The organism is Flavobacterium sp., from assembly GCF_036741995.1.
GTDB lineage: Bacteria > Bacteroidota > Bacteroidia > Flavobacteriales > Flavobacteriaceae > Flavobacterium.
Map to the genome: position 1 here is coordinate 2,738 of NZ_DAINRG010000035.1, position 21,812 is coordinate 24,549.

The window sequence follows — 21,812 nt, forward strand, 5'->3', positions numbered from 1 at the left end:
AAAGGTAACACTACTTCCGGCACAAATGGTGGTCGCCGATGCTACAATACTAACGCTTGCAGGTATGATTGGATTAACCGTTATCGTAACATAAGCAGAATTGGATGTTGAACAGGATCCGCTTTGAACCACAGCCCTGAAATAGGTTGTGGCCGTAAGCACTCCCATCATGGCACTTGTTAAAGTTGTGGCCGTTGAACCAATAATTGTTGGAGAGGTAAAAGCATTATCTGAGGCACTTTCCCAGTTGATTACATTTCCGATATTACCTGATAAGGTAACATCGGCTGGCGCACTTCCACTACAAATAGTTTGATTAGATGAAACAGTTCCTCCAACCGAATAAGGTAATATTATTAAATTGGCACTATCGGTTGCTGTAATTCCATTGCTATCTTTTACGGTAACTGAATAGGTAACTGTTCCGTCCGAAGAAGTTGATGGCGAAACCATAGCTTGCGTTCCCAATCCACTATTCCATAAATATGTGTAAGGAGCATTACCACCGGTTGGTGTTGCTGTTAAAGTAACGGTACTGTTCAAACAAAAAGTTCCATAGCCCGAAATCAAGGCACTAAACGCACCGCCTTTGATGCCTGTAAATGTTGCTGTTTGACCTGCTGTTAATGTTGCTCCTGAGGTCGTAAAACTGTTACTTGCTAAAGGAGTATATTTTATCCAAGGATTGGTAATCTGATTAAAAGTACCGTTTAACTGACCCCCGGCAATATCTCCTTCTGTGCCTGTAATATCGGCAGAAAGATAATTAGCCGTAATAGTAGCAATGGCTCCTGAAATACCGGATTCTTTAACTTTCCAATAACGAGTAATGTTGTTAGCAGTACTTGAATTGTTAGGGTGAATGGCATCAACCACTGCCACTCCAACATAGGCACTTGAAAAGGTTCCGGCTGTTATATTTATAGTAATTGGTGAATACTCCGTTGTATCTGTTAAATCACCTATAGGGAAAGTATATGAGCCAATTCCTGTATACGCTCTCCTTAACTCACCTGTGCCGCTGGCCACCACCATATTGGTGGCAGAAAAGCTCCCTGAAACAGCATTAGCCCCTAGTAGTAAATTATAATTCCCTATATCTAAAACTCCGGAAGTAAGTGTTAGTGTTCCGTTCGCGGTGGCATTGGTTGCCAAAGTAACTCCTCCATCAGTATTGTTAATCGTTAAATTATTGAATGTTGGTGGTACAGTACCGGAAATAATTTGTGGTTCCATACCTGTCATTACTATGGTTTTACCCGTAAAATCGACTGACTGATTCAGTGTTAAATTATCTGTAATATTCAAAGAACTTGGAAAAATGGCCCCGGTTCCGTTGATAATTAAATTATGATAAGCTTGTAAACCTGTATTCGGGTTGACAATGGTTTGATTGGTTCCCGAATAGATTACGGTATTTTCAATTGCTCCCGGGCTAAAACTTCCATTCAGAGTAAATGAACCGCCGATTTGCATTACATTATCGGTTAATGGTCGTAAAGTGGCCCCCGAATTAATAGTAATGTTGTTAAAAATAGTCGAACCCGCCATCGTAGCATCGGCACTGGTAAAAATTACAGCACTGGTCCCTCCTCCAGGATTGTAGGTTCCGTTGTTTATCCAAGCCCCTGCTCCGTTATTGATTGTGAATTGGGAATTATCAGGAGCATTCAATATTCCTCCTGTTTCTATATTCAAAGAGCCTAACAAAACTGACGGATTTAATGTAGGATCATTTGGAGTGGTAGCCGCATCTGGAATGTAAACCACAGTTTGGTCAGATGGTGTGGCATTAGGCGTCCAATTGGTTGCTGTAGTCCAGGAATTACTAACCGACCCATTCCAGGTCAATGATCCTGCAGCTGATTCATCCAGTGTTAATGAAACCTGACCAAAAGTTCCGGTAAAATACAAGCCAACGTTCACATTCGTTAGTTCTATCCAATTCTCGGTAGTGTTGTAATTTGATCTTCCTTGTTCCAAAGTTGTGCTTGATGACACTATATAAGCCCAATCTACTAATTTTGATTCCACATTTCCGTTCAATTCTGAATCTAAATAATGGGCTTTGATAACAGCCTTTGTGCCAGATGCACCGGTTTGTATAAAATCAAAGGTTCTGTTGATGGCTCCTGTTCTCCAACTTGGCGCTGTTCCTATGGCAATTTTTAAGCTCATAGATGTAGGCAATGTCCCAATGTTAGGAAATAAAATTGAGGTGTAGGGACTTCCAAAAGTATAAACTATATTAGGGACTATACCACTTCTGGTTATTATTCCGGTAACATCACCTATTCCTATATTAGTAGCACTACCTCCCATAGAAAGTGTATAAGTCCCCATGGAAAGGCTTCCTACAGTTGGAGAGGGGTTGGATGTTGGCAAAGTAAGGACATCATTTACCGTAATATTTCCGGCTGCTGTAGCACCACCAGTAGAAGATGATGTTAAATTTTGATACGTTCCTGCCACTATGGTTTGTGCTGAGGAATCAGCATTATAATTTACAGTACCCGTTCCGCTCCATGTTTTACCGGAAGGAATAGGCAACAAAGTGGTGTTTTGTGTAGCTATAGTTCCGTTATTGGCAATAGAAGCTAAGGTACCTGTTAAGGCATTGCTACCCATATTTAAAGTTTGTCCCAAAGCAGTTGTCAAAGTGCCATTGACTACTACAGGATTTGAGATTGTAACTGTATTGGAAGCTGTTGTGTTGATACTTAAGTTATTTAAGAGATTAGTGGTTCCTAACGTAGTTTGATCAAAACTCAATGATGGGCTAATAGCACCACTTATAGTCAGGTTACTGGAAGCACTGCCCTTTAATCCTCCTGTTGTGGTATTTGTTACCGTTCCGTTAAGGGTTAGTGTATTCCCATTGATGTCGACTTTACCATTGTTAATCGTCAAATCACCACTAACTGTTGTGGCTCCGGATAAAGAAGTATTTCCCAAAACAGCAAAGTTTTCAGCCGTTCCGTTAAAGGAGGCAAAATTGGTTGACGGATTGGCTACCATAACGATATCATCCAATCCAAATTCATCAAAATCAGTATTGCCGGAAACGGTAGCTCCTGTCCATCTGAAATAGTAATAATTGTTATTGGCAATATTCAATCCCGTTAAAGTTACTACTCGATAATAGGATTTCCATGTGGGTGCTGCATCTGCTGCTGCCGGTGAGATTACATTCAATCCGGAAACACTCGTATAAGTAGAATTATCTGCTGAATGACTAAAATTAAAACTACTTGACGCTCCTTGGTCGTTATAAACATATACTTTATAGCCAATACTTACGGATGTTATTGCAGCTCCTGTTTGATTCTGAAAACGAAGTGTTACCGAACCCGGTACAAAATCGCCAGTTGCCGGTTGTATTCCCAGCGCATAATTATTAGTTACTGTCTCAAAAGCATATACACCTCCTACTGTTACGCCCGAAGTAGCTGTTCCTCTGTCATAATCCTGGCCATCAGTGCTGATTCCTCCAAAAGGAATGGCTCCATTACTAAATCCGGTAATAGCCCATGCATTGGAGTTTAACTCTCCACTGCTTAAAGCAGGTGACAATCCTGCCGCCTGGTAAGTTCCTTCATTCACACCATCAACGGTACTATCAAATGTAATGGTATTAGTGGCATTAGTGTTGTATATCTGCCAGCCTACAGGGGCATTGAGTGTTGTTCTGTTACCAATTGCCGGGCTAGTTGTTAAATAACTCTCTGTTCCTCCTGAACCGTTATAGTCATAAACGGCAACATAGTAAGCTGTGTTAGGTTGCAATCCGGTTATGTTGACGGTACTTCCGCTTCCCGAATAAATCACATAATTTCCGGTGCCAATTTCAGAACCAGCGCCGAAGGAGTTGATAGCAGCATAAGTAACACCATCCACCGGATTAGCATTAACAGCACTACCACTTTTGATTAAAACCAAATGATTGGCTCCATTACCATTAATCCAATTGACTGTAAAAGTCGTTGAAGTAACTGTAGCAAAAGCAACTCCTGTTGTTTGTGTGGTTGGTTTGGTTGCAATTACGGCAGCCGAAACAGTTATAGACTTAGTAGTACCACTTGTAGTCGTATGATCAATAGTTGAAGTATATAGTCCTGATGGTGCTGTTGCTTTGACACGGGCATAAACCGTTACAGGCTGACCCACAAGAACATTTCCGGTTCGGGTTAAATTTATAGCGCCCGAATAAGTTGTTCCGTTTGATGACACCTCAAAATTGGCTGGCGCTGTAACGATAACATCTGCTGTTAAATTACTACCGCTCACTGAATAGGTTTGAGCTGAAGAAGCTGTACCAGTAACCGACGTTATAGTATTTAAAGCACTGGTAGAAAGACTTATGTTGGGCACTCCCGCAGTATCAACAATAAATGTTTGACCATTGGAAACAGCCACACCATTAGCAACCGTTATGGTAGCAGTACCCGATGATGCTATGTCTGTTGACAAGATAGCCGCAGTTAATTGTGTAGCAGAAACAAAAGTGGTAGTTCGGTTACTACCATTCCATCTCACTATACTGGTACCATTTACAAAACCAGTTCCGTTAACTGTAAGTGTAAAAGCTCCTGTACCGGCTACTTTTGATGGTGGTGCTATAGAAGTTGTTGTGGGTACAGCTACTGTTACTTTAACATTATCGAAAAGTGCTGTTTGGTTTACTTTTGTACTTGAATTCCAAAACGCTCCCATTATTGGCAAAACACTTGAAGTGTAAGTACTATTGGTAGCAGTTCCCTGCGATGTTAAACTTCCTGTATTAGGATCTAAAAAGGAGGTTCCATCACTTCTGACAAACAATTGCCAAGTATTAGTACTTGGGGTAAAGGTTACTTTTACACTCAAATAAGTGTTTCCAAAATCAGTTAATCCCGAAGTATTAGAAGCTAAAATTTGTGTGGCAGATTGAAGTCCGGCACTATAGCTAACCAATTTCAAAGGGTCGGTTTTTCCTGAATTCCCGAGGGTTACAGCATAACCAGTCCCTAGAGCATTAGTCGTTCCTGATGAACCGGCCAATATGTAGGCAACTCCATAATTTCCGGATGCAAAACCACTAGGATTAGCCTGAGGTTGTCGCAGGTTGAATGTCCAGGTAACCATTCCCGGATTGGCATTTAAAGTAGTATTATAAGGTGTTGCAAAAGAACCGGTACTGGTTGATGCTAAAACCCAACCGTTAGCATTACCCGCTGATGAAGCATCATTTGCTAAATACATCAATCCCGAATTAATTCCGGCACCAAAATCAACACCGCTTCTTGTCAAGCTCCATTTGGGGCTAGTACCAATGGGACCTGTTGCTGTTGTGTAAGTTGTTCCTGCAGATGTTGCAAAATCATCACTGAAAACCGTAGCTTGCCCATAACCTGAATAACAAAATCCCAGGAGGGTAAGAATAAATAAGCTTCTGACAAGCAATTTGAGTACTGTTTTTTTCATAATTGTGGTAGTTTTAGGTAAAACTATATTCTGATTTATTAGTTGAAAACATTCTAAAATCTATGGGTATAATTTGTTTGAATTATAAAAACACAATTGAAACAACCAATATCAGTAAGGTTTAAATACTAAAAAATGCAATTTATTCACAAACGTAAAACCTATTGCTAGTCCTATTTTGGGAAATTAGACGAAAGGTGATTTTTGTACAGTTGAATCGCTATTAAATAGCGACGAATAAAAAAAATATCGTTTAAGTGCTTTACTAAACAAAATTTATAAGCAACAGTTATTTATTTTTTTGATATCGGATGGTTATTTAAAATGTAAACCGCAAGAAATGAGTAAAAAGCAAATTGCGGTTTATCAAGTGTGTTTTTTTAACAGTAAATTCATATAAATAATCCAAAAAAAAAACTAACTTTGATAACCCCTATGCCTCCAACAATATTGATAGAAATCATTTTCTCTTTTCTAAGGAGATGGGATTGTATAATTATCTGAAAAGTATGATTGGAAAAAAGGCCCTACTTGAATTCTTCAAAATTTCACCCACTCCTAGTTTGGTGTTGCTTCCTGACGCTCCTAAATTCACTATTATTGATGTCAATGAAGCCTATCTCGAAGCTACACACTCAAAAGCTAATGACTTAATTGGAAAAGGGATTTTTGAAGCTTTTCCGGATAATGATTCCGATCCTACGGCTGATGGAGTTAAGAATTTATCCCATTCACTACATACTGTTGTTCAAACCAACAAAAAACATAAAATGGCTGTTCAAAAATATGATATTCCCATTCGGGGGACATCTGACTTTGAATTAAAATACTGGAAACCTGAGAATATTCCTTTGCTCAGTAACACTGCTGAATTAAAATTCATCATTCATTGTGTTACTGATGTTACCGAGAGTATTTTATCGACTAAAAAAATAGCTGAATCAAAAATAGCTATTGAGAAAGGAAATGAAATTCTTGAACAAACAGAAGCCATCTCTAAATTAGGTCGTTGGGAATTAGATTTAGAAACCAGAAAAGTATTTTGGTCAGACAGCAACTATGTGATGATAGGTTATGAACCACAGGAATTTGAGATAACTTTTGAAAAATCATTTGAAATCATCCATCCTGATGATAGAGAAAGAGTAGCTGAGCATTTTAAGGAAATACTGGAAACACTTGAGGATTATCGAATTGAACTTCGATTTGTGACCAAAAATAACTCTATCATTAATGTACTTTCTAAAGCGAAATTTGTTTTTGACCAAAAAGGAAAACCTCAAAAATTAGTAGGGATTTTACAAGATATAACCGAAATTAAAAAAGCCGAAGAAACGGCTAAAAAAGCGCAACAAGAGCTTCAAAAAGTTCTTGACCTCTCACTAGATATTATTTGTACTATGGACAGTGAAGGGAGATTTGTAAAAATGAATGCGGCATCTATTGCCACATGGGGTTATACTCCTGAAGAATTAATTGGCAAACATTTTTCTGATTTTGTCATTCCCAACGATATAGAAAAATCAGATAAAGTAAAGAATGAAGTTTTATCTGGCATTGATTTAACCAATTTTGAAAACACTTATATAAGAAAAGATGGTACACTAGTCCCAATGATTTGGTCGGTACGTTGGCAAGCCTCAGAAGGCATAATGTACTGCGTTGGTATAGACGCCACTTATATTAAGAAAGCAGAAACTCAGGCACAAGAAAGGCAGTTTTTTATTGAAACAGTTTTAGAAAATTTACCTATTGGCATTTCCATCAACCGTATTGATGATAGTAAAGCCATATGGATGAATAAAAAATTTACTGAAATATATGGTTGGCCAAATAAAATCTTGAAAGACATTCCCACTTTCTTCGAAAAAGTTTACCCTAATCCTGAGTACCGAAAAGAAATTACAAAAAGGGTAATGGAGGATATTAAAAGTGGTGATGAAAACAGAATGAATTGGGAAGAAATTATCGTTACAACTCAAAACAACGAGCAGCGAATCATTAATGCCAAAAACATTCCTATCTACAAACAAAATTTAATGATTTCAACGGTGATGGATGTTACCGAAAGAATCAAAACAAAAAAGGCAATTGAAGAAAGTAATGAACGTTTTGAATTTGTTACCAAAGCTACTTTTGATGCCGTTTGGGATTGGGATATCATTGCTGATACTATTTATTGGGGGGATGGTTTTGAAAAAATATTCGGATACAACTTATCAGCCATTAAAAGAAATATTTCCGGGTGGATGGAAAACATACATCCGGATGATTTGGAAAGAATAACTCAGAGCTATTATGCTATTGTTAGAAGTAAAGAGACTAATTGGATTGAGGAATACCGATACAAAAAAAATAATGGTCAATATAGTTATGTACTCAATAAAGGAATTGTAATTCGGGATAAAAGTGGCAGAGCTATCAGAATCATCGGGGCGATGCAGGATATCACCAAGAAAAAAGAGGAAGAGTTGCGCTTAAAACTGTTGGAATCTGTAATCACTAATACTGATGATTCTATTTTAATTACTGAAGCGGAACCATTTGATGAACCAGGGCCAAAAATTGTCTATGTCAACGAGGCTTTCACCAAAATGACCGGATACACTTCGGAGGAAGTTATCGGTAAAACCCCTCGGATATTACAAGGCCCAAAAACAGACAGAGAAGAGCTAAACAAATTAAGTGCTGCATTACGCCAATGGCAGCCTTACGAAGTAACCTTATTAAATTATAAAAAAACCGGTGAAGAATTTTGGATTCAAATGTCAATCAATCCTGTTGCCGATGCTACCGGATGGTATACTCACTGGGTAGCTATTGAGCGGGATGTCACCAAACAAAAACAAGAAGAAGAAAGACTGAAATTACTAGAATCAGTAGTCACCAACACCAATGATGCAGTGGTGATTAAAGAAGCAAGACCTTCAAGCGAAGGAGGACGGAAAATTGTTTATGTAAATGAGTCGTTTACCCGTATGAGTGGGTATACTCCGGATGAAATTATTGGCAAAACACACCAATTAGTACAGGGCGCAAATACCAATGCCGAAGAATTAAAGCGTTTTTATGAGGCTCTTGATGCGTGGCAACCTATTGAAGTTACCATTATTAATTATAATAAAGAAGGTAAAGAATATTGGGTACAACTCTCACTAAATCCGGTTACAAACGACAAAGGTGAATATACGCATTGGATTTCTATAGAAAGAGATGTAACGGAACGAAAAAATCAGGAACAAAAATTAAAAGAAACCACACAAACTTTATCGGATACCCTCGAAAGTATTCAGGACGGATTTTATTCATTGGACGCTAATTGGAATGTCACTTATTGGAATAAAGAAGCCGAAAAATTATCCGGAAAGAGATATGATGAAATGATTGGGAAAAATTTTTGGGAATTGTATGATGGCAGTCTTTCAGAGAAGATTCATAATGCCTTTTATAAGGCCAAATCCCAAAAAAGACCTGTACGATTAGAAGTGTTTTCTAAGCAACTTCAATATTGGTTTGAATTAAATGCTTATCCTTCTGAAATGGGATTGACTGTTTATTTTAAAAATATCACCGACAGGAAACACACGGAGTCCAAACTCAAAAAAATGAACCGATCCTTAGAAAACAACATCAAAGAATTAGCCATATCTAATCAGGAATTGGAACGGTTTGCCTATGTTGCCTCGCACGATTTACAAGAACCGTTACGAATGGTTACTAGTTTTCTGACTCAGATTGAAAAGAGATACGAGCCTGTTCTTGATGAAAAGGGAAAAAAATATATCTTCTTTGCTGTTGATGGTGCCAGACGAATGCGTCAAATTATATTGGATTTATTAGAGTTTTCAAGAATAGGCAAAAGTGAAACCAAGCTTGAAGAAGTAGATGTAAATTCGATTATTGAGGAAATCAGGTTGTTATATAGAAAGCAGATAGAAGATAAAAATGCTCAGATAAACTACACTGAACTTCCTAAAATAAAAACTCATGCCGCTCCGATAAAACAAGTTTTTCAAAACTTAATAAGTAATGCTTTAAAGTACTCTAAACCAGACCAATCTCCTATTATTACCATATCATTCAGTGAAAATGCTACTTCATGGAAATTTGAAATTAAAGACAATGGCATTGGTATAAGTCAAGAGTATTTTGATAAAATATTTATCATTTTTCAGCGTTTACACAGCAAAGAAGAGTACTCAGGAACTGGTATGGGGTTGACCATTACAAAGAAAATTATTGAAAATTTACGTGGGCAAATTTGGTTAGAATCTGAAGAAGGTTATGGCACCACTTTTTATTTCACCATTCCAAAAAAATAAACTACAAAAATATGAAAGCAATTCACGTACTATTGGTTGAAGATAACGAAGGGGATATTCTCTTGACTACAGAGGCTCTGGAGCAAGGTAGAATAATTAATAAAGTCAGTGTTGCTAAAGATGGTAAGCAAGCGATTGATTTTTTGAATCGAAAAGAACCTTTTCAGGATGCAGAAGTACCTAATTTAATTTTACTAGACATTAATTTACCGAAGAAAAATGGTCAAGAGGTATTGCAATATATTAAAGCAAGTAAAAGTTTTCGGCACATTCCCATTATAATGCTTACCACCTCTTCTTCCAAAAAAGATATTATTGAAGCCTATAATAATCACGCTAATTGTTTTATTACAAAGCCTGTTGATGTCAATGAATTTATGCAGGCGGTAGCCAAAATTGAGGATTTTTGGATTAGCATTGTACAACTCCCTTAAAAAGCAATCCTATGAAAGCTATTAAAGATAACAAACAGTATCAAATTCTGATCGTCGAAGACAATCCCGGTGATTACACTCTTATTGAAGACTATTTGGAGGAACGTTTTGAGGCTCACAAACTTTCATGGGCCAAAGATTTTAAAAAAGCTAAAGCTATCGTAACTGATACTACTCAAAAGTATGATTTAGTACTGTTAGATCTTACTCTGCCTGACAAAAGTGGTGAAGAACTCATACAAGAAATGTCGCTATTATGCCATGAGATTCCTTTAATAATTTTAACCGGCTATGCCGATATAAGTTTTAGTGTCAAATCATTATCTCTTGGGATTTCTGATTATTTGATAAAAGATGAATTGAATGCTAATGCCTTATACAAGAGTATTATTTACAGTATTGAAAGAAAAAAAACATTGCTGCAATTAGAAACATCGGAAAGACGCTATAGTGATTTATTTCACTTAAGTCCACAACCCATGTGGGTTTATGACATAGAGACGTTACGTTTTTTAGATGTGAATATAGCTGCAGAAAAACATTATGGCTATTCATTACAGGAATTCTTGGGCATGACCATAAAAGACATAAGGCCTGAAGAAGACATTCCTGAAATGCTGGAAAGGATTGAATTTTTAAATAAAACCAAAGGCACGCATTCCTTAGGCCATTTTAGACATAAAAAGAAAAACAGTGAAGTCATTTGTGTTGAAATTCTGAGCAACACTATACCATTTCAAAATACTACCGGAAGAATTATATTAGCCAATGACATTACTGAGCGTTTTGCCTATGTTGAAGCTATAGAAAACCAAAACGAGAAACTGAAAGAAATTGCCTGGATACAATCCCATGTCGTTAGAGCTCCATTGGCACGAATGATGAGCCTTATTGATATTATTAAAAATTATGACATAGATAATTCTGAAAATGAAAAATTTTTAGACTACATACTAGAATCAGCTGAAGAACTAGATGCCATCATTAAAGATATCTCCAATAAATCGGAAGCTATAAAATTGAATATAAACCAGGATACTCCTGAACTTTAAAAACCAATTATTTTTAACGTTATTATAATTTCATCAATTTCTCACTATATTGTGAATCCATTGTCATCTGTAAAAATCTAATGGGCTGAAACAAAAATTCTTTTTTCTTCCACTATTTTTTACCGAATAAATTCAAAAAAGAAAATGCTGAAAACATTAAAAATCCTTTTCATAGAAGATGATACCATTGAAATTATGAAATTCAATAGGGTCATAGAATCTTTACAGACAGCACATCAAATTATTGAAGCTCATAATGGCGAGTCAGCCTTAACTATTTTAAACGAAAAGAGAAATCTTCCGGATATCATCCTTTTAGATTTAAACATGCCTAAACTCAATGGAATAGAGTTTTTAACTATTTTAAAAAATGATGATTTATTAAAATACATCCCTACCATTATACTAACTACTTCCAATAATTACAAAGATGTGAAGGAATGCTATAAAATTGGCATTGCCGGATATATTCTAAAGCCTTTGAAATACGAAGATTACGTTTTTAAAATTCAAAAATTATTGGATTATTGGAGCTGTAATGAATTAATATCAAAAATAAATTAACGTTAATCACTTTTAAACGTGTTGGTATTATATGGAAGATTTACAATTTACTTTTACAGATTCTTCTTTAAACAATATTTTCCCCTTTTACATCCTAATTGATAGAAATCTAACGATTAAGAGTTTTGGTAAAAGTATTGCTAAGATGATGCCCGATTTGGAAAAAGATAAGTCGTTCACTGACTATTTTACCGTGATTAGGCCTTTTAAAGAAAATGTGTTACCCAAAAATTTCAAGACACTACTCCATCAATCCGTTATATTTACTTCCAAAGGATTCAATGCTTTGACCTTAAAAGGTCAATTTGAACAGCAGCAGAGTGATTTTATTTTTCTAGGATCACCTTGGTTCATGTCTTTAGAAGAGGTCAGTAAAAAAAAATTAAATCGAACAGACTTTGCTTTTCATGATTCTTTGTTAGAAATACTTCACGTGCTGGAAGATCAAGCAAAAAATAACACCGAATTAAAGAACCTAATTAAGACAATTGATAAGCAAAGTAAACAACTTAAAATTGATAAAGAAGAACTAAACAAACTTTCATTAGTAGCGAGTGCCAATAAAAACGGTGTGGTTTTTACAAAGCCTCAGGGAGATATTTTTTGGTGTAATGAAGCTTTTATAAATTTAACCGGTTTTTCTCAGGCAGAAATTATTGGAAAATCATTAATTGAGGTTGGACGGGGTAGACTATCTAATAAAGCGGAAATAATCAAAATGGTCGATGCTTTTTATAAGGGAGAAGCGTTTGATGTTGAATACATACACAGTAAAAAGAAGGGCGGAACATTTCGGTCTAAAATAACAGGACAACCTATATTAGATTCCAAAGGATATGTATCACAGTATTTTGCTATTGTTGAAGACATTTCCATTGAAAAAGAACGAGAAGAACAATTGGTACTGCTTTCCTCTATAGCGGAAAGAAACAGTAACCCGGTACTGGTTTCAAATAAAGATGGTCGAATTGAATGGGTAAATTCCAGTTTTTTAGAATTGACAGAATATAGTCTTGAAGAAATAATAGGCCAAAAACCTGATGTTTTACTACACGGCCCGGAAACTGACCCAAAAACAATAAATTATCTCACGGAACAAATTAAAAACGGATTGCCTTTTTACTGTGAAATTATAAACTATACTAAACACAAACAAAAATATTGGGTACGTATTCAAGGACAGGCTTTACATGATGAATACGGAAAAATAAAAAAATACTTTACTATTCAGGAAGATATTTCTTTAGAAAAGGAATTAAACCAGCAATTGATAGAATCACAGAATAGATTAAACTCCTTGATCGCCAATTTGCAATCCGGAATTTTATTTGAAGATGAAAACAAAAAAATACTTTTAGTCAACACCAAATTCTGTTCTTTATTTGATATAGAAGCTGAAACAGATCTACTAAAAGGATTTGACAGTGAGCTAATTACCATTGGAATTAAAGATTTTTTTGAAGACCCAAATCTATTTGTAAACAGAACAACCGAAATTTTAGACCAAAAAGAAATAGTCACTGCCGAAGCGATAAAACTTGTTGATGGTAGAGTTTTAGAACGAAGTTTTATTCCTATTTACAAAGGAAATAAATTAGATGGATATCTATGGAGCTATGAGGATGTTACCATCCAAAAGAAGTACAAAGAAAGTTTGGAATCCGAAAGAGAAAAATATAGTAATATAATAGCCAATATGAATATGGGACTATTGGAAGTTGATACTAACGACATTATTAAGCTGGCTAATCAATCATTTATAGAAATGAGTGGATTTACTGCTGCCGAATTAATTGGAAATAAACCTTCGGATTTATTTTTAAAAGACCAAAGTAAATTACTTTTCAAAGACAAGATAAAAGACAGAATAAAAGGGCTCTCAAATTCCCACGAAATTACCATTAACACTAAAGGAGGTGAAGAAAAATACTGGTTAATCAGTGGTGCCCCTAATTATAATGTCAATGGCGAAATTATTGGATCGATTGGTATCCATTTAGATATAACCGAACATAAAAAATTAGAGCTTCAAAAAGAACAACTACTGAAACGATTGGAAATACAAAACGAGCAGCTCAATGAATATGCTCATATGGTATCACACGATTTAAAATCGCCTTTGAGAAGTATCCATTCTTTGATTGCTTGGATAAAAGAAGACGGAAGAGGGTTTACTGAAGCTACTAGTCACTATTTTGAATTAATTGAGGATAAAGTTGAAAAAATGGATAATCTAATCCAAGGAATTTTGACCTATTCCAAAGTAGATTCAAGTAAAGAATTTACAGAAAAAATAGACCTTAATGAGATAGTTCAGAACTGTATTGAAATTATACATATTCCTGAAAATGTTACTGTGACGATCCAGAACGAATTACCAATACTCAATACCGACCGTTTCAGAATGCAGCAATTGTTTCAAAATTTAATAAGTAATGCTGTCAACTTTATTGATAAGAAGGAAGGTTTCGTTGAAATAGCCTATGAAGAAAATGCAAACGAGTATATTTTTTCCATTAAAGATAATGGACAAGGTATTGATAGCAAGTACCAGACAAAGATTTTTGAACTGTTTCAATCTTATTCTGAAGATACAAAATCTACGGGTATCGGATTATCAATTGTCAAAAGAATAATTGCTAATTATAATGGGGATATATGGATGGAAAGCGCAGTAGGAATTGGAACAACTTTTTTTATCAAACTACCCAAAAATCATGGAGAAACCTAATTTAGAATACATCATCAAGCTTTCAAGAAATGATGAAACGGTAAAACAAAAATTTATCGCGGTACTCAAGTTTGAGTTACCGATTGAAATTGATGCGTATTATGTGAGTTTGCACCTCAAAAAGTGGTCACAAACAATGGAGTGTATACATAAATTAAAAAACAAAATAGCTATCCTGGGTCTTGAAAACAGCTATCATTTAGCGGATGAATATGAAGAATCTGAAGAGAATCGTAGAAAAGATTTACAAAAAGAATTTGAAAAAACACTAACTTTAATGCAGCATTTTGTAAATTGCTTATAAATTAAAATCCATGAATTGTATAATTATTGATGACGAAATGATGGCTAGAGCAATAATTGCTCAAATGATTTCATTGCATACAGAACTGAACGTAATCGGTGAATTCTCCAATGCCATTGAAGCCATTAAATACCTCAATAAAAATGAAGTAGACGTTGTTTTTCTTGACATTCACATGCCCGATTTTACTGGATTTGATTTTATAAACACTATTAAAAATCCTCCAAAAATTGTACTGATTACCTCCGACAAAAATTTTGCTATCAATGCATTTGAATATGATTGTATCGTTGATTATATAGTAAAACCAATAACAGAGGAGCGTTTTGAAAAGGCAATGCAAAAATTGAATTGGAGAATTGATACAACTAAAAATGGCAATACCCCGAATGACAAAAAAACTTCAGCAGACAAAACCAATGAATTTTATGTTAACATTAATAACCGTTTAATAAAAATTGATATTCCCACTATAACAATAGTAATAGCTAAAGGAGATTATATTAGTATTAAAACAGATACAACTTCCTATACCGTACATACCACCTTAAAAAAAATTGAAGAAAAATTACCCAACGAGTTATTTTTAAAAATCCATCGATCTTATATAATCAACACCAAAAAGATAATTGACATTGAAGACAATAGTGTTTTAATTGGTAAAGATGTCATTCCTGTCAGCAGAGGAAATAAACCTGAGTTAATGAAACGACTTAATCTATTATAGCAAATCCAAGTAATTCTCTGTTATAATTCTAAATCTGAGTAAACTAAACGTTTGCTCTTTTTTATGCATCAAACCCATACCGACATCCAACAAACGAGTATTATATCGATAAAAAAGCCTTTCATCTAAAAAAAAAAGCCATTCGACTACAGAAATGGGATGTTCGTCTGAATTAAAAAACCGGAGTTATCTTTTGTAATAGATTTGCTATAACAAACCCCTAACAATATCAAAATAAAACTCATACTGTTATAAAATACTCTGAACCCGAATAAATCAGCACATTATATCATAAACTTAAAAATTTGTCAGCAAACAATAGTCAATAAAGCCATAGCAAGTGATGAAACTAACATCATTAAAAAGTGGTTTTATCTTTAAAAGCAAACACGCTTTCCAATATGGAAATTTATGGGTTGTGTTTATTATTTTTTATTTGACACTAGAACCGTTCCGGCATGTCGGAACGGTTTTTTAAAAATTAAAAGATTACCCTTATGACTAGTTTAATTGATTGTATCTCCCCCCAGATATCTTTCAAATTAGTTCTCCTAAAACCTTAAAATCATGATTGATATAAAGCCTATACATGTGAATTCGCCAAACAATAAATTAGAATATTATAACGCACTTGGATTAATTTTTCAAAATCATGTTTGCTTAAATCGTGACAATGATTTACTGCAATATGAGATTAATGATATCAAGCGAATTTATTTCAAAAAAAATAGGTGCTTAAAAAACAATTATTCTTTATTTATGATTTCTTTGGTTATGGTTGTTTCTACCTACCTGCTGAGAACTTATTTTATCAACTATATTTTTTTCAGCTTTATAATTGCTACTTGTATTATGTTGTTCTCTCTTTTTAAAAACTATTACAGCTATAGTATAATGTTGATTACGATAGATCACAATATCATTTCTGTACCAATAAATGAGACTAGTAAAGAAAAAGCTTCAAAATTAGTGGCATTGATTAAGAGAAAAATAAAAAATAATAATCAATATCTCAAAGCAAGTTAAATTCTGAATATAGTAAGATGAAAAATTACAAATCAAAATATGGCACCATTCAAGGCAGTAATCTAATTCTGTATCCCTTGGATTACCAAACCATCTCTTTGAGCACGATTGCTGAGATAAAAATCAACGAGAAAGAAAAAACTTTGAACTATTTTTTTAATTATTTAAGAATAAAAGAATATGATTTTACTATTGTGTTGGATGATCAAAAAGAAGTTAAGTTCACTTTTAGTAAAAGAAACTTAGATAAAGTTATTGCTTTTAAAAAAAGAATATTGCATCTGAAATTCTGTTCGCTATAAACACAACATTAGGTGTTTTTATAAAACAAATAATTCATTATCAGCAGATTTTCTACTTAATGAAGTATGTAGCCAGCCCATTTTTGGATAAAAAAACCGACTAGTAATCTAATCGGTTCTTTTATTTACATAACAGTATGAATAGTTTTATTCTAATAATTTAGCACTGTAATAGGCAATTTCAGATACGATTTTGCCTTTATCATCGAAACTGTCAATGAAGAAAATCGGCATGGTAATCGCTTTTTTGTCTGATTTGCGCACCAGTTTAAAATTCCACCACGATTGCACAATTCTGGCATCGCCCATCTCATAATGCAAATAGTCAGGATAACCCACCATATCAACGGAAACCAAATCAAATTTTTCCAAAAGTTTTTTATCGTTGGCTTTTTGTTCGGTTAAACTAATGCTCTTGTCCAAGGTAGCATTGACATCCGAAAAAGTAGCTTTCTCATCATAAAAACTGTAAGCTCTGTCATAATCTTTGTTTTCAAAAGCATACATCATTTTTCGGATGGTATTGATGTTTTCGTGATGGTTGTATATAGTACCGTTGGTTCTATCGGAAAAACTATCGCCAATTTCATTAAAAACACTATTATTGGTATAGTTAATGATGGTTTTAATCTTATTGTCTTTGTTCACTATAAACAAACGATGCATTGGCATATCCAACTTAACGCCGGTTTTTTTATCAACGCCTTTTAGATCTTCCCAAGTTTGTACCCAAGTAACATCTTTGTTGTTAGGATCTTCTTTATATTCTAAAGCATCCGGGTAGGCTCCTTGTGATCTGGTGATGCTTAAATAATCGGTGTTGTCTTTCCAATAAGTTACTTCTTTCAGGAAGTCTTCTTTAGTGCCTCCTTTTTGGTCTTTATTGGTACTTACACCGTTAAACGATTTAAAATCGTCAGCTAAATAGGAACCCACTTTCGTGGCATCGCCTTTGACAAAGGCCTGAACCATTCCTTCGACGGCAACAATAGCAGGATGCTCTTTGTAAATGGTTCCGTTGGTTTTCTTTTGGGCATAGGTTACGCCACAAAATACCAATACAACTAAGGCTAATTTTTGTTTCATTTTGTTTGATTTAATTGGTTTATAAATTTTGTGTAACAAAAAACTCCCTACTGTTGTTACACACTAGGGAGTTCGATGTATTTTTAAGGTTTTGCCATTGCGGCGTTAATAGGAGCTCTGTCTAAAAATTGATTGACTTCATCTATTTTATCATTGGCATCAAAGTGATACAGTATGTGCATCCATTGGGTCATCGATTTACCTTTTTTGTATTTAGCGGTTACTTGATACCAACCCATCAACCAAATACCAGGTTTTTCGACACTTTGTGGTTTGTTAATTTTTACCGGGATCCAGATGTCATTTTTAAACGAAATGCTGTCAATCACATTAGCTCTGCGATCTCTCCAATACTTGTCAATGGCGGGTTTGCCTACCAGACTGTCGCCTGCGTTCCAATAGTATTTGGCATTATCAGCATAATTGGCTATCCAACCATCTACATCGCCTTTGGTCATCGCTGCAATAGCATTTTTACCAATTTCAGTGTATTTGGCATCTGCAATTTCAACGGGAGCCGATGCAGCATCAGGAGTCGTAGTGGCTGCCGGTTCTGCCGGTGCCTCCTTTTTGCATCCAATAAATAGCGGAATGCAAAGCGCTACTAATAACAGTTTTTTCATAAGGTAAAATATTTAGTTAATAATTGAGTTACTAAAGAATTGCATTTTACCATTATGCAGCAGCAGGTCAGAAAAGAGGATTAAATGTAGTAATAAAAAACATACACTCTTACAAATTAGGAAGAAATTTAGCAACAAACTAATTGATTATCAGGTTTTAGTAATAATCACAGAAACACAATCACTATCGTTTTAATCATTATTTCTTAATCTAGGTTAAGTGTGTCGCTTGTTTTCTCATGCTACCTTTGTAGTGTTAAAAAATTAAAATATAAACACTAAAAAATAAAACAATGGCAAAAGCAACTTGGGCAATCGACCCTACTCACTCAGAAATCGGTTTTAAAGTAAAACACATGATGTTCACTAATGTATCCGGTAAATTCAATTTATTCGATGCTGTAATTGAAAACGAAGACGATCATTTCGAAACCTCTAAAATCAACTTTACCGCCGAAGTAAACTCCATCAACACTGGCAATGACGACCGTGACAATCACTTAAGAAGTGCTGATTTCTTTGATGTGGAAAACTTTCCTAAACTTAGCTTCAAAGCTACTTCTGTACAAAAAGTAAACGAAGGTGTATTCCATATTAATGGCGATTTAACTATTAAAGACGTAACAAAGAACATTACTTTGGAAACTGAATACAGCGGACTAATGAAAGATCCTTGGGGCAATACCAAAATTGGTCTTTCGGTAAACGGTAAAATCAACCGTAAAGAATTTGGTTTGACTTGGAATGCTGCCTTAGAAACCGGTGGTGTTTTGGTAGGTGAAGAAATTAAATTAGTAGCCGAAATCCAGTTCGTAAAACAATAAATCACAGTTAAGTACTGACAGTAAAGAAACCGCAAAGCACACTAGTTTTGTGGTTTTTTTATTTGCTTTGAAAGCAGTACCTTAGTAAGTATCAAATAACACTTTATTCTTATGTCGAATATTGGAATGATTATAGCCGAAAGAGCTGCGGATATTGGCAACTTTTTAGTGGGGCGCTTGCTTCCTTTCAGAGAGAAAAGAGCGGTGGGACCGTTTGTATTTATTGATCACATGGGACCCGCTCTGATGAAGGATTATCAAAATATTGATATTCCACCGCATCCTCACATTGGCCTTTCTACCCTCACCTATTTGTTTGAAGGCGCCATGATGCACCGCGACAGTTTGGGCACCGAAATGGAAATACAACCCGGAGCCGTAAACTGGATGACCGCCGGAAAAGGCATTGTACACTCCGAACGCACGCCCGAGTATTTGCGTCATACCGAAAAACCGATGCACGGCCTGCAAATATGGGTAGCTTTGCCCAAAGCCTTTGAAAATACAGACCCTTCCTTTGCTCACATAGAAGCTCACGAACTGCCGCAATGGGAACAAGACGGCGTAGCAATTAAGTTGATTGCCGGGGAAGCCTTTGGCAGAAAATCGCCGGTGCCGGTTTACAGCCCTCTGTATTTTATAGAGATTAAAAGTACCCAACGCAGCATTGTTACCATTGGCAGCGAACTTTATGGCGAAAGTGCCCTGTATATTTTAGAAGGCAGTATTAACAGCGAAGGAAATACCTTTGGTACCAAACAACTATTAGTAGCTAAAGATGCTTCTCTTTGTAGCTTTGAAATGAGTGAGGATTGTACGCTCTATCTTTTTGGCGGAGAACCATTCCCCGAAGAGCATTTCATTTACTGGAATTTTGTGCATTCCGATAAAGCCGTAATTGAACAAGCCAAACAAGACTGGGTCGCACAACGTTTTCCAAAAGTGCCTAATGAAACCGAATTTGTGCCCTTGCCAGAGCCTAAATTCAACTAATTTGGGATTCATTGGTTATATGAAAATCTATTCCTTCCCTTATATTGCTAACTCCAATGCCAAAGTACTGATATTGGGTACTATGCCAGGTGTGCAGTCGTTAGCTATTGGTGAATATTATGGGAATCCAAGAAATCATTTTTGGAGAATACTGTTTGCCCTTTGCCATGAGACGTACTCTACTCATTATGATGAAAAACAAAAGCTGTTATTGAAAAATCGTATAGCCTTGTGGGATGTATTGCAGGCTTGCGAACGCAAAGGAAGTTTAGACAGTGCCATAGTCCAGGAAGTTCCAAACGACTTTAAAGCCTTTTTGAAAGCGCATCCTCATATTACCCACATCTTTTTTAACGGGCAACAAGCGGCAAAATATTTTAAAAAATATATAACCCTTACAAGCACCAGCGTCTATAGTCTGTTTACTTTACCGTCTACCAGTCCTGCAAATGCCGGAATTTCTTTGGAAGGTAAATTTGAGCAATGGAGTGTCAGGTTGCTAGACTGTTTAGAGTATTAGATTGATTGCATTGTAGAACATATTCTACAGGGATTGTTGAAATGTATTACAGCACAATAAGGTAATGTGGCTTATTTTTGTCCAATAAATTAAATTAAAAAATTAATTTTGCCGCCCCAACTCTTTAACATTTGTTTGAACCTACACTAAACAAGTATTAAAAAGTCCCATATTGAATTCTACATACTTTAAGAAACTTAAGTTTCAAGACCGAAAAGTAGTGCACTATACTTTATTAGCGTGCATCATACTCTTACAGATTATGGCTGTGGTTATTTGGTATAACGAAACGGCCAACGAAAACAAAATCTCCAAAGCCTTTACAGATGTGGCTTCGGCCGATAAAGTAAGTGATTTTACCGGCAGACTAAACAATGCCATTAACCAATCGCAAGAGCATTTCAATACCTATATCAACACTAAAGACCAAGCTTCCTTAGACCACTATTTAGCCTCTTTACAGGAAACCAATGCCCTATTAGACAGTTTGAAACGAGCTACCAAAGAGAATGCTGCTTTTAAAAAACTAGTCACAAAAAAGAATAAAACCGAAGCCGAAATAGTACTACTGAAATCCACCATAGATTCTATTATCGATAAGCAGTTGGCTACCCATCAAAAAAACAGTGTTTCGCCATTTGAGTTTACGGAGCTGAATTACAACAAAGTTTTAGACAGCATTAAAACCAATACCTTTATTAAGGTGGACAAAATATCCAAAAAAGGGTTGTTGGCCCGTTTGGCGGCTGCTTTTTCAGGAAAAGTTCAGGTGCAAAAAGAGCAGTTGAATACCGTAGTTACGATGAAGTACAAAGACAAAGTCATCAGAGGAACTATTGAA

16 protein-coding genes are annotated in these 21,812 nt (G+C 35.4%); 13 read left to right on the plus strand and 3 right to left on the minus strand.

What is annotated here, in order from left to right:
• A partial coding sequence (locus V7D82_RS10020; RefSeq protein WP_333600841.1) for a beta strand repeat-containing protein occupies positions 1-5,463 on the minus strand: 5,463 nt, incomplete at its 3' end.
• Between the two features lie 509 nt (positions 5,464-5,972).
• Between V7D82_RS10020 and V7D82_RS10025 the strand changes: the two genes are divergently transcribed.
• From V7D82_RS10025 to V7D82_RS10065, 9 genes are all read left to right on the plus strand, one after another.
• A complete protein-coding gene (locus V7D82_RS10025) occupies positions 5,973-9,785 on the plus strand; it encodes a PAS domain S-box protein (protein WP_333600842.1) in 3,813 nt (1,270 codons plus the stop codon).
• Between the two features lie 11 nt (positions 9,786-9,796).
• The gene (locus V7D82_RS10030) at positions 9,797-10,219 is read left to right on the plus strand and encodes a response regulator (protein ID WP_333600843.1); all 423 of its coding nucleotides are present in this window, start codon (positions 9,797-9,799) and stop codon (positions 10,217-10,219) included.
• A gap of 11 nt (positions 10,220-10,230) precedes the next feature.
• On the plus strand, positions 10,231-11,271 hold the full coding sequence (locus V7D82_RS10035; RefSeq protein WP_333600844.1) for a PAS domain-containing response regulator: 1,041 nt from the start codon (positions 10,231-10,233) through the stop codon (positions 11,269-11,271).
• A gap of 144 nt (positions 11,272-11,415) precedes the next feature.
• Positions 11,416-11,835, plus strand: coding sequence for a response regulator (locus V7D82_RS10040; protein WP_333600845.1), 420 nt, complete (start codon positions 11,416-11,418; stop codon positions 11,833-11,835).
• Positions 11,836-11,866: 31 nt separating this feature from the next.
• Positions 11,867-14,566 carry a PAS domain-containing protein gene (locus V7D82_RS10045; protein ID WP_333600846.1) on the plus strand — a complete coding sequence of 900 codons (2,700 nt, stop codon included), beginning with the start codon at positions 11,867-11,869 and terminating at the stop codon, positions 14,564-14,566.
• Complete coding sequence (locus tag V7D82_RS10050; protein WP_333600847.1) at positions 14,553-14,870, plus strand: Hpt domain-containing protein; 318 nt, start codon at positions 14,553-14,555, stop codon at positions 14,868-14,870. Before V7D82_RS10045 ends, V7D82_RS10050 begins: the two co-directional genes overlap by 14 nt.
• 10 nt (positions 14,871-14,880) lie before the next feature.
• Positions 14,881-15,597: a LytR/AlgR family response regulator transcription factor gene (locus V7D82_RS10055; protein WP_333600848.1), complete on the plus strand. Its 717-nt coding sequence runs from the start codon at positions 14,881-14,883 to the stop codon at positions 15,595-15,597.
• A 567-nt stretch (positions 15,598-16,164) separates the two neighbouring features.
• On the plus strand, positions 16,165-16,623 hold the full coding sequence (locus V7D82_RS10060; protein ID WP_333600849.1) for a hypothetical protein: 459 nt from the start codon (positions 16,165-16,167) through the stop codon (positions 16,621-16,623).
• A 17-nt stretch (positions 16,624-16,640) separates the two neighbouring features.
• Positions 16,641-16,925 carry a hypothetical protein gene (locus tag V7D82_RS10065; protein ID WP_333600850.1) on the plus strand — a complete coding sequence of 95 codons (285 nt, stop codon included), beginning with the start codon at positions 16,641-16,643 and terminating at the stop codon, positions 16,923-16,925.
• A 147-nt stretch (positions 16,926-17,072) separates the two neighbouring features.
• Here V7D82_RS10065 and V7D82_RS10070 read toward each other — a convergent pair whose 3' ends face one another.
• Together V7D82_RS10070 and V7D82_RS10075 are read right to left on the minus strand one after the other, a co-directional pair.
• Positions 17,073-18,011, minus strand: coding sequence for a nuclear transport factor 2 family protein (locus V7D82_RS10070; RefSeq protein ID WP_333600851.1), 939 nt, complete (start codon positions 18,009-18,011; stop codon positions 17,073-17,075).
• An 83-nt stretch (positions 18,012-18,094) separates the two neighbouring features.
• Positions 18,095-18,634: a nuclear transport factor 2 family protein gene (locus tag V7D82_RS10075; protein ID WP_333600852.1), complete on the minus strand. Its 540-nt coding sequence runs from the start codon at positions 18,632-18,634 to the stop codon at positions 18,095-18,097.
• A gap of 293 nt (positions 18,635-18,927) precedes the next feature.
• Between V7D82_RS10075 and V7D82_RS10080 the strand changes: the two genes are divergently transcribed.
• From V7D82_RS10080 to V7D82_RS10095, 4 genes are all read left to right on the plus strand, one after another.
• Positions 18,928-19,458: a YceI family protein gene (locus V7D82_RS10080; protein ID WP_333600853.1), complete on the plus strand. Its 531-nt coding sequence runs from the start codon at positions 18,928-18,930 to the stop codon at positions 19,456-19,458.
• Positions 19,459-19,569: 111 nt separating this feature from the next.
• Positions 19,570-20,451: a pirin family protein gene (locus V7D82_RS10085; protein ID WP_333600854.1), complete on the plus strand. Its 882-nt coding sequence runs from the start codon at positions 19,570-19,572 to the stop codon at positions 20,449-20,451.
• A 19-nt stretch (positions 20,452-20,470) separates the two neighbouring features.
• Positions 20,471-20,971 (plus strand): DNA-deoxyinosine glycosylase, encoded by a 501-nt coding sequence (locus tag V7D82_RS10090; RefSeq protein ID WP_333600855.1) that lies wholly within the window; start codon positions 20,471-20,473, stop codon positions 20,969-20,971.
• A gap of 172 nt (positions 20,972-21,143) precedes the next feature.
• Positions 21,144-21,812 (plus strand): CHASE3 domain-containing protein (locus tag V7D82_RS10095; protein ID WP_333600856.1); only part of this gene is annotated, 669 nt, incomplete at its 3' end.

Coding starts and splice junctions, on each gene's coding strand:
- V7D82_RS10060 (WP_333600849.1), top strand. CDS start 16,165: ATGATTGATATAAAGCCTATACATGTGAATTCGCCAAACAATAAATTA.
- V7D82_RS10070 (WP_333600851.1), bottom strand. CDS start 18,011: ATGAAACAAAAATTAGCCTTAGTTGTATTGGTATTTTGTGGCGTAACC.
- V7D82_RS10045 (WP_333600846.1), top strand. CDS start 11,867: ATGGAAGATTTACAATTTACTTTTACAGATTCTTCTTTAAACAATATT.
- V7D82_RS10025 (WP_333600842.1), top strand. CDS start 5,973: ATGATTGGAAAAAAGGCCCTACTTGAATTCTTCAAAATTTCACCCACT.
- V7D82_RS10050 (WP_333600847.1), top strand. CDS start 14,553: ATGGAGAAACCTAATTTAGAATACATCATCAAGCTTTCAAGAAATGAT.
- V7D82_RS10090 (WP_333600855.1), top strand. CDS start 20,471: ATGAAAATCTATTCCTTCCCTTATATTGCTAACTCCAATGCCAAAGTA.
- V7D82_RS10035 (WP_333600844.1), top strand. CDS start 10,231: ATGAAAGCTATTAAAGATAACAAACAGTATCAAATTCTGATCGTCGAA.
- V7D82_RS10075 (WP_333600852.1), bottom strand. CDS start 18,634: ATGAAAAAACTGTTATTAGTAGCGCTTTGCATTCCGCTATTTATTGGA.
- V7D82_RS10065 (WP_333600850.1), top strand. CDS start 16,641: ATGAAAAATTACAAATCAAAATATGGCACCATTCAAGGCAGTAATCTA.
- V7D82_RS10040 (WP_333600845.1), top strand. CDS start 11,416: ATGCTGAAAACATTAAAAATCCTTTTCATAGAAGATGATACCATTGAA.
- V7D82_RS10085 (WP_333600854.1), top strand. CDS start 19,570: ATGTCGAATATTGGAATGATTATAGCCGAAAGAGCTGCGGATATTGGC.
- V7D82_RS10030 (WP_333600843.1), top strand. CDS start 9,797: ATGAAAGCAATTCACGTACTATTGGTTGAAGATAACGAAGGGGATATT.
- V7D82_RS10055 (WP_333600848.1), top strand. CDS start 14,881: ATGAATTGTATAATTATTGATGACGAAATGATGGCTAGAGCAATAATT.
- V7D82_RS10080 (WP_333600853.1), top strand. CDS start 18,928: ATGGCAAAAGCAACTTGGGCAATCGACCCTACTCACTCAGAAATCGGT.